This is a genomic window from Rhizobium sp. M1 (assembly GCF_002531805.1).
In the GTDB taxonomy this organism is placed as follows: domain Bacteria; phylum Pseudomonadota; class Alphaproteobacteria; order Rhizobiales; family Rhizobiaceae; genus Rhizobium; species Rhizobium etli_C.
The window spans coordinates 115,433-128,294 of sequence record NZ_NWSW01000002.1; the positions used below are offsets into that span (position 1 = coordinate 115,433).

At 62.0% G+C, this 12,862-nt stretch carries 8 protein-coding genes; 6 read left to right on the top strand and 2 right to left on the bottom strand.

Features of this window, described 5'->3' with window-relative positions; translation table 11 throughout:
• Window positions 1-377 precede the first annotated feature (377 nt).
• The 5 genes from CO655_RS02705 (at window position 378) to ubiA (ending at window position 6,968) form a co-directional block, all read left to right on the top strand.
• The gene (locus CO655_RS02705) at window positions 378-2,687 is read left to right on the top strand and encodes a Tex family protein (protein ID WP_097663702.1); all 2,310 of its coding nucleotides are present in this window, start codon (window positions 378-380) and stop codon (window positions 2,685-2,687) included.
• Window positions 2,688-2,820: 133 nt separating this feature from the next.
• Window positions 2,821-4,080: a cyclopropane-fatty-acyl-phospholipid synthase family protein gene (locus tag CO655_RS02710; protein WP_097663703.1), complete on the top strand. Its 1,260-nt coding sequence runs from the start codon at window positions 2,821-2,823 to the stop codon at window positions 4,078-4,080.
• Window positions 4,081-4,115: 35 nt separating this feature from the next.
• Window positions 4,116-4,697, top strand: a complete 582-nt coding sequence (locus CO655_RS02715) for a histidine phosphatase family protein (protein WP_097663854.1) — start codon at window positions 4,116-4,118, stop codon at window positions 4,695-4,697.
• A 384-nt stretch (window positions 4,698-5,081) separates the two neighbouring features.
• Entirely contained in the window at window positions 5,082-5,894 is an 813-nt protein-coding gene (locus tag CO655_RS02720; RefSeq protein ID WP_097663704.1) for a MipA/OmpV family protein, read from the top strand.
• A gap of 114 nt (window positions 5,895-6,008) precedes the next feature.
• On the top strand, window positions 6,009-6,968 hold the full coding sequence (ubiA, locus tag CO655_RS02725; RefSeq protein ID WP_097663855.1) for a 4-hydroxybenzoate octaprenyltransferase: 960 nt from the start codon (window positions 6,009-6,011) through the stop codon (window positions 6,966-6,968).
• 81 nt (window positions 6,969-7,049) lie between these two features.
• On the opposite strand, the gene CO655_RS02730 is transcribed toward ubiA, so the two are convergent.
• Window positions 7,050-7,616, bottom strand: coding sequence for a DUF6101 family protein (locus tag CO655_RS02730; protein WP_038687219.1), 567 nt, complete (start codon window positions 7,614-7,616; stop codon window positions 7,050-7,052).
• 300 nt (window positions 7,617-7,916) lie between these two features.
• On the opposite strand from CO655_RS02730, the gene CO655_RS02735 reads away from it, so the two are divergent.
• Window positions 7,917-11,240: a DUF1217 domain-containing protein gene (locus CO655_RS02735; protein ID WP_097663705.1), complete on the top strand. Its 3,324-nt coding sequence runs from the start codon at window positions 7,917-7,919 to the stop codon at window positions 11,238-11,240.
• 143 nt (window positions 11,241-11,383) lie between these two features.
• Here CO655_RS02735 and CO655_RS02740 read toward each other — a convergent pair whose 3' ends face one another.
• Window positions 11,384-12,820, bottom strand: coding sequence for an FAD-binding oxidoreductase (locus CO655_RS02740; RefSeq protein ID WP_097605482.1), 1,437 nt, complete (start codon window positions 12,818-12,820; stop codon window positions 11,384-11,386).
• Window positions 12,821-12,862 lie beyond the last annotated feature (42 nt).

Consider the following 12,862-nt stretch of genomic DNA (forward strand, 5'->3'; position numbering starts at 1 on the left):
CCGCATCTGCACAACCGCAAAAACGGAAGAGGGCGATGGGGTGGATGGTTGGAGGCGCTGTGCCGTGTGGCCCCCTCATCCGACACTTCGGGCCACCTTCTCCCCGCTGGGGAGAAGAGGGAGCAAGTCGCTCCGACACTGGCAAACGAATCCGCCTGCTAATAGGCACTTCATCCAATGGGATCGATGGCGAAGCGCCACTCTCCCTCTTCTCCCCAGCGGGGAGAAGGTGGCCCAAAGGGTCGGATGAGGGGGCCCACGGCACAACGCCGATGATCCCCCATCCATCAACTTCCGCTGTGGAAACCACAGTCGGGCATTGCCTTGCCGCTTTTCGCCGCTATGGTCCCGCAACTTTCGTCGACACAGGAAATCCCATGGCCGCTGACCTCCGCTTTCTCGCAGCCCGCATCGCGGCCGAAATCAACGCCCGGCCGGATCAGGCCAAGGCCGCCATCGAGCTGCTCGACGAGGGCGCCACCGTGCCCTTCATCGCCCGCTACCGCAAGGAAGTTACGGGCGGGCTCGATGACACGCAGCTGCGTAATCTCGCCGAGCGGCTGGTCTATCTGCGCGAACTCGAAGCCCGGCGCGCTGCGATCGTCGAATCGATCACCGGTCAGGGCAAGATGACCGACGAGCTGATGGGGAAAGTGGCCGGCGCCGAAACCAAGGCCGAGCTCGAGGATCTCTATCTGCCCTATAAGCCGAAGCGCCGCACCCGCGCCGAAATCGCCCGCGAACGCGGCCTCGGCCCGTTGGCCGAGACGATCCTTGCCGACCGCGGCCGGGAACCGGCGGTGCTCGCCGAAGCCTTCGTCACCGCTGACGTGCCCGATGTGAAGACGGCGCTCGAAGGCGCGCGCGACATCATCGCCGAAGGCATTGCCGAAAACGCCGATCTGCTCGGCAGACTGCGCGCCCATATGCGCCAGGCATCGCTGCTGAAGGCCAAGGTCGTCGACGGCAAGCAGGCGACGGGCGAGAAGTTTTCCGACTATTTCGAGCATTCCGAACGCTGGGCGACCGCCCCCGGTCACCGGGCGCTCGCCATGCTGCGCGGCTGGAACGAGGAAGTGCTGACGCTGACGATCGAGGCCGACGCCGAGACCGCCTCGCCGAACAAGCCGGTCGAACGCATGATTGCTTCAGCCTATGAGATCGGGACGAGCCGCCCCGGCGACCGCTGGCTGATGGAGGTCGCGAGCTGGACCTGGCGCGTCAAGCTTTCCATGTCGCTGTCGCTCGACCTGATGCGCGAACTGCGCGAAAGGGCCGAGGAGGAGGCGATCCATGTCTTCGCCCGCAATCTCAAGGATCTGCTGCTCGCCGCCCCCGCCGGCTCGCGCGCGACGATGGGTCTCGATCCGGGCATCCGCACCGGCGTCAAGGTCGCCGTCGTCGATGGCACCGGCAAGGTGGTGGCGACTTCGACCGTCTATCCCTTCCAGCCGCGGAACGACGTGCGCGGCGCCCAGATCGAGCTCGCCTCGCTGATCCGCAAGCACAATGTCGAGCTGATCTCGATCGGCAACGGCACCGGCAGCCGCGAGACGGAAAAGCTGGTGGCCGACATGCTGGCCGAACTGCCGGCGCCGAAGCCGACCAAGGTCATCGTCTCGGAAGCCGGCGCCTCGGTCTATTCCGCCTCGGCAACCGCAGCGGCCGAATTCCCCGATCTCGACGTGTCGCTGCGCGGCGCCGTCTCCATCGCGCGGCGCCTGCAGGATCCGCTCGCCGAACTCGTCAAGATCGAGCCGAAGTCGATCGGCGTCGGCCAGTATCAGCACGATGTCGACCAGCAGAAGCTGTCGCGTTCGCTCGATGCCGTGGTCGAAGACGCGGTGAATGCCGTCGGCGTCGATCTCAACACAGCCTCGGCACCGCTGTTGTCCCGCGTCTCCGGCCTCGGGCCCTCGATCGCCGACGCCATCGTCCGCCACCGCGACAGCGAGGGCCGTTTCGAGACGCGCCGCGATCTGTTGAAGGTCGCCCGGCTCGGCGGCCGCACCTTCGAGCAATGCGCCGGCTTCCTGCGCATCCCCAACGGCAAGGAACCGCTCGACGCCTCCTCCGTCCATCCGGAGGCCTATGGTGTGGCCAAGAAAATCGTTGCCGCCTGCGGCCGTGATCTCAGGGCGCTAATGGGCGACAGCGCCGTCTTGAAAGCGGTCGATCCGCGCCAGTTCATCGACGAGAAATTCGGCTTGCCGACGGTGCGCGACATCATCGCCGAGCTGGAGAAGCCCGGCCGCGACCCGCGCCCGAGCTTCAAGACCGCGACCTTCGCCGAGGGCGTCAACGAAATTTCCGACCTGAAGCCCGGCATGGTGCTGGAGGGAACGGTGACCAATGTCGCCGCCTTCGGCGCTTTCGTCGATATCGGCGTGCACCAGGACGGCCTGGTGCACGTGTCCCAGCTTGCCGACCGTTTCGTCAAGGATCCCCACGAGGTGGTCAAGGCGGGCGATGTCGTCAAGGTTCGGGTGGTCGAGGTCGACGCCAAGCGCAAGCGCATCGGCCTCTCGATGCGCCGTGACGACGGTTCTCAGCCATCTCAGCCGCGCGGTGATTCTCGCGGAAATCAGGGAGGCCGGCCGCAGAATGAGAGGCGGCCTGCGGCGCCAAAACAGGAAAGCCAGGGCGCATTCGGCGCCGCACTCGCCGAAGCGATGAAGCGAAAATAAGGGCTTAGCCACCATTTCGGCAAAAATGCCACAGTTTGGCAGCGTTATTGCAGGAGTGCTAAATCAGGCGCTTGTAAGGCGGAAGAGAGTTATTAAGTTGATGTGACCATCCTGTCACATTTGCGAGGCGTCCATGGCGTCGGCTTTCTTATCGATCGTCCAGCAAATCATCCGCAAGGGTTCGTTGAAACTTACCCTTGCCAATGGCGACACCCATATGATCGGCGACGGCACCGGAGACATGGTCGTCGCCCGGCTTGCCGATCAGGAGGCCGAGGACGCCATCCGGCGCGACCCGACGATGAAGCTCGGCGAAATGTACATGCAGGGCCGGTTCATTCTCGAACAAGGCAACATCTATGATTTCCTGTCGCTGGTGAAACAGAATACCACCAACGAGATCTTCGATTTCAAGATGGCAGCACTGCTCGTCGGCCGCATTGCCTGGCAGCAGTTGAAGAGCCGCCTGCCGGTCAATCGCAACAAGCACAATGTCGCCCATCACTACGATCTGTCGGCCAAGCTCTTCGATCTGTTCCTCGACGAGGACTGGCAATATTCCTGCGGCTATTTCGAACCGGCCGGCATCGGTCTCGACGAGGCGCAGCTCGCCAAGAAACGCCATATCGCCGCCAAGCTCCTGCTCAAGCCCAACCAGCGTATCCTGGAGATCGGCTCCGGCTGGGGCGGCATGGGCATGTATCTGACGGAGGCGACGGAGGGCGCCGAGTTCACCGGCATTACGCTCAGCGAAGAACAGCTGAAGGTCTCCCGCGCCCGCGCCGAAAAACGCGGCCTTGCCGACCGCGTGCGTTTCGAGCTGCAGGACTATCGCAGCATGACCGGCCAAAAGTTCGACCGCATCGTCTCCGTCGGCATGTTCGAACATGTCGGCATCGGCAATTACGCCAATTTCTTCCGCAAGGTCTCTGATCTCCTCGATTACAATGGCGTCATGGTGCTGCATTCGATCGGCCGTCCGAAGCCGAGCTTCGGCACCAATGCCTTCATCGAGAAGTATATTTTCCCTGGCGGTTATATCCCGTCGGTCGGCGAAGTCGTGCCGCCGCTCGAAAAGGCCGGGCTGTTGGTCAAGGATATCGAAATCCTGCCCATGCATTATGCCTATACGCTGCGCCATTGGCGCGAGCGTTTCGTGGCGCGCAAGGCCGAAGCGGTGGCGCTCTACGACGAGCAGTTCTTCCGCATGTGGGAGTTTTATCTCGCCGGCTCGGAAATGGGCTTCCGCTGGGATGAGCTCTTCATCCTGCAGATCCAGATCGCCAAGAACCAGTTCGCCGTTCCCGACAATCGCAATTACATCGCCGAGAACGAAGCCAGGCTGAAGGAATTCGAGGCGAGACGCGCGCCGCTGGAAAAGGTGACCTTCTGAGCGGCAGCGGCCGGACGCAATGAAAGGACATGCGGATGAGCAGTGCTTTTCCCGAGATCTATCTCGTCCGGCACGGCGAGACCGAATGGAGCCGGTCCGGGCGCCATACCGGACGCAGCGACATTCCGCTGACTGACGTGGGCGAGGCCGCCGCTCGCAAGCTTGCCGAGCGGCTCTCCGGACGCTCCTTTTCCGCCGTCTGGTCTAGCCCGTCCGCGCGCGCCCGCACGACCTGCGCGCTCGCCGGCTTCGGATCGGGCGCGGTGATCCGCGACGATCTCGCCGAATGGGATTACGGCGCCTATGAAGGCATCACAACGAAGGAGATTCTGGCGAAGCGCCCCGGCTGGCAGCTCTTTCGCGACGGCTGCCCGAACGGCGAAACGGCCGCCGACGTCGGTGCCCGCGCCGACGCGGTCGTCCATGCGCTTCGCCAAGTGGGTGCGACCATCCTGATCTTCTCAAGCTCGCATTTCCTGCGCGTGCTCGCCGCCCGCTGGCTCGGCCTGCCGCCGGAGGGCGGCGCGCTTTTTTCCCTCGATACAACAAGCATCAGCGTGCTCGGCTACGAACACGACATGGCCGAACCGGTCATCCGCCAGTGGAACCAGCGGTAGGGATGCTGAGGGGTGGGTTTGCGGTGATGTCGGTTCAGGATAATTAAATCGTCGTTGGCGCCGTGCCTGTGGCCCCCTCATCCGACCCTGCGCGCCACCTTCTCCCCGCTGGGGAGAAGAGGAAGCAAGACGCACCGACACTGCCTAAACGAACCAGCCCAGTCAAAAGCACTTCATCCAATGGGATCGATGACGAAGCAACAATCTCCCTCTTCTCCCCAGCGGGGAGAAGGGGGCCCGAAGGGTCGGATGAGGGGGCCTCACGGCAGGACTTTCATTAGCGCCCTTTGTTCACCGTGGTTAACATTGGCGTAACGACCTCACGATAAATGTAGCCACCGCCGCTCTCCGCGGCTTTGTTTTTGCGTTTTCTGGAGTGCGGACGTGTTTCATCGATCAGTCGTATCGATCTCTTTCCTTATTGCCTTTTCATCCATCGCTCCCGCGACCGCACAGGATGGCGGCCAGCATTTCTGGTCGGGCGACTGGTATCTAAGCGTCGGCGTCGCCGGCTTTTCCGCCCCGAAATTCGAGGGCGCGTCGCATAATGAATTCAAGTTCAGCCCGCTGATCTCGGTCGGCCGGCAGGGCGCCGGCCCGCGCTTTTCCTCGCGCAACGACAATCCCTCCTTCGCCCTGATCGACAAGGGCGCCTTCCGCGCCGGCATCGTCGGCAGGTTCGTGCCCTCGCGCGATGCTGATGACGATCACGATCTGAAGGGCATGAAAAAGGTCAAGTGGGGTGCCGAGGCCGGCGGCTTCGTCGAGGTCTATCCGACCGATTTCCTCCGCGCCCGCGCCGAAGTCCGCCAGGGCATCCGTTCCCATGACGGCGTCGTCGCCGATCTCGCCGTCGATGCCTTCACCGACATCGCGCCCGACCTGCAACTCTCCGGCGGCCCGCGCGCGACATTTGCGACGAGCGGCTATTACGACGCCTATTACGGCGTCAACGCCAAGCAGGCAGCGGCAAGCGGCCTCGATCCCTACAAACCCTCGTCGGGCATCCAGTCCTACGGCGCCGGCGCGGCCCTGACCTGGAAGGCAACGGAAAACCTCTCGGCAAGCTCCTTCCTCGAATATAAGCGGCTGGCCGGTCCCGCCGCCGACAGCAGCCTGGTGCGCGACCGCGGCTCGAAGAACCAGCTCCTGATCGGCGTCTCGGCGACCTACAAGTTCAATTTCTCGCTGCAGTGAGCCAGCGTCGTCACCCGCAGCGGTTCCGCGATAACGATCTGCATCAACAAAGAACCAAAGTGCCGCGGCGATCGCTTCTTGACCGGATCGCCGGGCCGCCGCTAGATGAGCGGCATGCAAGACTCCGACCATTTTAACGATCGCGTCTCCGACGCGCCTTCCGACAACTGGGTCTACCGGATCCTGCCACCATGGCTCTGGCCCTATGCGCAGCTCGCCCGCTGGGACCGCCCCATCGGCTGGCAGCTGCTGATGTGGCCGTGCTTCTGGTCGGCGACCCTTGCCGCCAATGCGGCGATCGACGAAGGGGTCTATTCCGGCAGCATGCTGGTTTCCCACCTTTTCCTCTATTTCATCGGCGCCGTCGCCATGCGCGGCGCCGGCTGCACCTACAACGATCTCGTCGATCACGAGATCGACATGCAGGTGGCGCGCACCCGTTCGCGCCCGCTTCCTTCCGGCCGCGTCACACGCGCCCACGCGAAAATCTTCATTGGACTGCAGGCGCTGGTCGGGCTTTTCGTGCTCTTGCAGTTCAACTGGTTCACCGTCTTCCTGGGCCTGCTCTCGCTTGGCATCGTCGCACTGTACCCCTACGCCAAACGCTTCACCGACTGGCCGCAATTCTACCTCGGCCTTGCCTTTTCCTGGGGCGCGCTGATGGGCTGGGCCGGCATTCTCGGCGAAATTTCGGTCGCCTCCGTCCTGCTTTATGCCGCCTCCGTCGCCTGGACGATCGGTTACGACACGATCTATGCCCATCAGGACAAGGAGGATGACGAGCTGATCGGCGTCCGCTCCACCGCCCGCCTGTTCGGCGACAGGACAAGGGCGTGGCTGATCGGCCTTTACGGGCTGACGCTGGTGCTGATGTTTGCGACCTTCGCGCTTGCCGGCGCCAATCTCATCGCGTTTCTGGCGCTGCTCGGCGCGGCCGGCATGTTCGCCTGGCAGATCGTCCGGCTCGATATCGAGGATGCCGCCCAATGCCTGGCGCTCTTCAAGTCGAACAACCGCGTCGGCCTGATCATCTTCTTCGGCCTCTTCATCTCGCTGCTCTTCGCCATTCCCTGAATGGAGCGACGCGAAAAACGACAAAACCCGGCGCGGGGCCGGGTTTCAAATGCTTGCGAAAATGAAGTGTCGGGATATCGCTCAGTTGCGGGCGATGATTTCCTTGCCTTCGATCCGCATGGCGACGCCGAGCTGGCCGGTGGTGCGGCGCACCAGGAAGCGTGGACGGCGATTGGCGAAGTAGGAATGGCGGCGGCGCGGCTTCAGATCGCCGGTGCGCAGGGCGCCGATATGATCTTCGAGCGGCCGCGCGACGCCGTCAGCCTCGACCATCAGCATCGGAATGCGGAAGGCCTCGGACCAGCTGCGCCAGTCGGCGGCGATATCGCTGAGATCATGGGCGACCAGCAGCGGAATGCAGAGCTCCGGGTCGGCATGGTGGAGTTCGAGCGTGACGGTTACCTCGCCGTCGCCATGGTCGATGGCGCGGGCGGCGACACCCTTGAAGACACGCTTCGGCAGGGCAATGGAGAGCGGCAGGCCGCTGGAGGGAAGGACTTTGCGCAGGACCGCGCCGCGTTCGTCTATGGTGATGCTGACGTCATCCGAACAATCATGGATGGCGTAGCTGACCTGCTGCGGGAAGCGGGACGGATCGAGACGCAGCGTCGTGCCAGCCCAAGCGGGCTTCAAAACGGGATTGTTCATTTCATTCTACCCTTGTCTTACCTGAGAGCCGGTTTGCGGTCTTCTCCTCGGGACTTTTCGTCCTCTATGGCCGACAATAGGCGGGCGCCCTTCCGTACAGCTTAAAAATTGCGGTTAAGAAAACTTTGCCTCCCCTGATGGTTATCAAAACCGAATCCGGCAGGGTTTCCGGAAGGTGAACGGTGTGCCGTCCCGAAATGACGCAACCCAGAGGTAAGTCTCGGGTAAGTTTTGCGTGGCAAAATGGGCTTACCGGCAGTTTGTCGTTCTTTTAGAGATTTTGCCAAAAGGGCGCTTTTGATGATTACGGCTTCCCTCGCTTATTCGATCCTGTCGAAGGATATGACGTCGAGCCTCAACAAGGTTGCGTCGCAGGCGACGGTCAAGAAGGATGCGCAGTACTACGCCGACCATATCAACAAGGTCACCTCGGTCGACGACTTCCTCGGCGACTACAAGCTCTACAGCTATGCGATGAAGGCCTATGGTCTCGAGGATATGACCTACGCCAAGGCCTTCATGAAGAAGGTGCTGGAGAGCGATCTGACCGACCCCGACAGCTACGCCAACAAGCTCTCCGATACGCGCTACCGCGAATTCGCCGCCGCCTTCAATTTCAACGCGCCCGAAAAGGACGTGCAGACGGATGCCCAGGAGGACGAGCTCATCGGCCTCTACAAGCAGTCCTTTGTCGATGCCGACAAGGCTGCGGCTACCGAGAGCACCTATTACAGCAACAATATCGACAGCGTGCAGACGGTCGACGACCTGGTCAACAACACGCGGCTGCGCACCTATGTGCTGAAGACGTTCAAAATCGACCCCACCTATGCATCGAAGGATTTTCTGCGGCAGGTGCTGACGAGCGATCTCAGCGACCCCACGAGCATCGTCAACACGCAGGGCGGCGACAAGTACAAGGCGCTTGCCGCCCAGTTCAGCTTCAATGCCGACGGTACCGTCACCGGCACGGCGCAGACGGCGGCGCAGAAGGCGTCTGTCATCGAGACCTACACGCTGAATTCCCAGTCGGTCATCATCGACAATTCGGTCGGCTCCGATGTCTACTATGTCGGCAAGACGGCCGCCGAATACAACAAGGCCTACTACACCGCCAAGATCGGTACGATCACCAATGTCGACGATCTGGTCGCCGACAGCCGGCTGACCTCCTACATCAAGACAGCCTACAGCATGGGGGCTGACTTCACCGCGGCAGCGCTGCGCACGGTGCTGACCGATCCCAGCTATGCCCAGCTGATGGGCTTTACCAACGTCTACAATGCTTTCAATTTCAAGTCTGACGGTTCGACCTCGAATACGGCGCGCGTCCAGTCGGTTGAGCAGGCGAACCAGTTGAAGTCGGCCGCGTCAAGCACCACCAACTATTATAGCGTGACCTCGCAATCGAGCAGCATCACCAATGTCGACGACCTGCTCGCCGACAGCGTGCTGGCGCGCTACATCAAGGACGCCTATGGCCTCGGCGTGAATTTCAGCAATGCCGAGCTTAAGAACATCCTGACCGACTCGGCCTATGCCGCCGCCCAGGGGAAGGCCGGCCTCAATGCCGATTTCAACTTCAATGCGGATGGCTCGATCAACGGTTCCGTGATCCAGACCGACACACAGCGTCAGTCGACCACGGGCAAGTCGGCGGCGAATGCGACGCACTTCAACAGCATGATCGCCAGTGTTACCAATGTCGACGACATCATGTCCGATCCGATTGCCGTCAGCTATATCAGAAACAGCATGCAGATCGCGGACAGCGTCTCCGATGCGACGTTGAGAACCTTCCTCGTCGATCCTGCGGCGGCCAGCGCCCAGGGCTACAGCGATGTCCACGATCTCTTCAATTTCAAGACGGACGGCTCGGTCGCGACCCTCTATTCCGGGCAGACGGCCGCGCAAAGCGCGAGCACTGCCAGCAAGGCGGATGACGCGGCTGTCTATTACCAGGCGACCATCGCCGGTATTTCCAATGTCGATCAATTGCTGGCTGACCAGAAGCTGAACAATTTCGTCCGCAACGCCTTCGGTATTCCTTCGACCGTCACCGATCTCGCTCTTCGCGATATCCTGACCGATCAGAGCGGCACCGGCACCTATGCCGACGTTGCGGCCGCCTTCAATTTCAAGGCGGACGGCACGCTCGAAGACGGCATGCCGGCGCAAACGGACAGCCAGGTTACCAACATCAAAATTGCCGCCACAGCGCGTACGAACGACTATTCCGCCAGGATGGGGACGATCGCCAATGTCGATGATCTCATCGCCGATCCGGCCATCACCAATTTCCTGAAAAGCACCTACAATCTGCCGTTCAACATCTCGGACGCCGACCTGAGGAGCATCCTCACCGATTCGACGGCGGCCGCCGCAGCCGGCTACGCCGATCTCAATGCCGATTTCAACTTTGCTGCCGATGGCTCGCTTCCAGCCGTCAGCTCGGTGCAGACCGCCGCTCAGGCGCAGACCACCAATGACAATTATATGGCGCGCTATGACGACGAGCGCGACGAGGCCATCGCCGAGGTCGCCTCCAACTACAAGAGCATGATGGCCGACAGCACCAGCCTGCTCGATTTCTCCGAGATCACGAGCGTCAACGATTTTCTGCGCACCAATTCTTCGGCCGACTTCAAGAAGAGCAACGACAATCTGCCGGATCCCTTTCATGTGGCGCTGCAGGCCTTCGGCCTGACCGACCAGGAGGTGTCGCGCTCGATGATGCGCAAGATCCTGACGAGCGATGCCTATGATCCGGACGGCTATATCGCCTCGCTGAAGGATGAACGCATCACCAATCTCGCCAGGGCCTTCAACTTCGGCCCGGACGGCAAGGCGGCGTCACCCTTCCAGGCGCTGCCCGACGCGACCATGGCCAAATACGCCACCGACTACAAAGCGCATATGACCATGCTGCTGAAGGCGGGCCCGGTAAAGGACAAGGCGGCGAAGGACGCGACGGCCGAGGTGGATTATTTCGCCAAGACCATGGCCAAGGTGAAGTCGCTCGACGATTTCCTGGACGACAGCCGTCTGACCGATCTGGTGCTGAAGGCGAACAACCTCGACCCGGAGGATTACGACAAGGCGACGCTGAAGAAGATCTTCACCTCCGACCCCGACGACAAGAAGAGCTACCTCAACAGCAAGGCAGATGCCCGCTTCAAGGATATCGTCGCCGCCTTCAACTTCGACAAGGACGGCAATCTGACCCGCGCCAAGATCGGCACGATCCAGAACAAGGCGGCCGAGGAGAACACCCAGGAGCTCTATGTCAAGCAGACGCTGGAAGCCCAGCAAGGCGAAACCAACGACGGCGTCCGCCTGGCGCTCTATTTCAGCCGCAAGGCCTCCAGCATCACCTCGATCTTTTCGATCCTCGGCGACAAGGCTCTCTATCAGGTGATCACGACGGCCTATAGCCTGCCGTCGCAGATCTCCGGCATGGACGTCACCAAGCAGGCCGATCTGATCAACCGCTTCGTCAAGCTCGAGGATCTCCAGGATCCGAAGAAGGTCGACAAGCTGTTGCGCCGCTTCACCGCGATGTACGATGTTCAGAACAGCGCCCAGCAATCGCCGGCCCTGCAGATCCTGACCGGCGGCGGCTGATAGAAGTCCTAATTGCTCTTCAGTTTCAATGATTTGCCCCTCACGCTAACCCCTGCAGACGGGGGTTCGAAGGACGGGTCGAGACGCGTGGCTCGGCCCCGGTCGGTGCCGGCAGGCGGATGAGGGGCTGCCCCCCGTCACCTTCAAACGTCGAGACTGACGACTTTTCCCGGATTCATGATATTGGCCGGATCGAAAGCGCGTTTGATGCGGCGCATCAGCTCGATCTCGATCGCCGGACGGATCGCCGCCAGCTCGTCGCGTTTCAACTGGCCGATGCCATGTTCGGCCGAGATCGAACCGCCATGGGCGAGCACCAGCCCGTGCACGATGTGGTTCATTTCGCGCCAGCGGGCGATGAAGGCCGCCTTGTCGGCGCCGACCGGCTGGGAAATATTGTAATGGATATTGCCGTCGCCCATATGGCCGAAGGCGCAAATGCGGGCTCCGGGCATCGCCGCCATGACGGCCTCTTCAGCCTCGGCGATGAAATGCGGGATCCTCGACACCGGCACGGACACGTCGTGCTTGATCGATCCGCCTTCCGGCTTCTGGGCATCCGACATGCTCTCGCGCATATGCCAGATGGCTTTCTGCTGGGCCACGGATGAGGCGATCGCCGCATCGAGCACCAGTCCGGCCTCAAAACCCTGTTCGAGCACGCCGTTCATCATCCGCTCCGCCGTCTCGGCCGAATCCGACGTCGAAATATCGATCAGCACGTACCAGGGATAGGCCGCTTCCAGCGGATCGCGCACGCCGTCGATGTGGCGCGTGGTGATCTCGACGCCGAAACGCGGCATCAGCTCGAACCCGGTGAGCGAGGTGCCGCAGAGGCTGGCGGCAAGATTGAAGAGACCAAGCGCGTCCTCGACCGAATTGAGGCCGGCGAATGCCACCTGATGGCCAAGCGGCTGGGGAAACAGCTTCAGCACCGCGCCGGTGATGATGCCGAGCGTGCCTTCGGCGCCGATGAAGAGATCGCGCAGATCGTAGCCGGTATTGTCCTTCTTCAGGCGGCGCAGGCCGTCCCAGATTTCGCCGGTCGGCAGCACCACCTCGAGGCCGAGGCAGAGCTGACGCATATTGCCGTAGGCCAGCACCGCCGTGCCGCCGGCATTGGTGGAAAGGTTGCCGCCGATGCGGCAGGAGCCCTCGGAGCCGAGCGACAGCGGAAACAGCCGCCCATGCGCTTCGGCCGCCTTCTGCACATCGGCAAGGATGGCGCCGCCGTCGGCGACCAGCACGTTCGCCACCGGATCGACGTCGCGAATCCTGTTCATGCGCTCCAGCGACAGGACGATATCGGACTGGCCCGCGCGGGGCGTCTGGCCGCCGACGAGGCCGGTATTGCCGGTCTGCGGCACGATTGCGGTTCCGGTCTCGGTGGCGAGCTTCATGATATCAGAGACCTCCTCGACCGAGCCGGGCTTTAAGAGGAGAGGGGAGGAACCGTGATAGAGCCCGCGGTTTTCGACGAGATGCGGCGCAAGGTCGGCCTCACCACGCAGCGCGTATTTGTCGCCGACGATGGCGGCGAAGCGGTCGAGAAGATCGGTGGAAATGCCGGGGCTGCTCATCGGGTCGATCCTCCGTCGCTTCTAAAGCGCGTCGCGATCTTT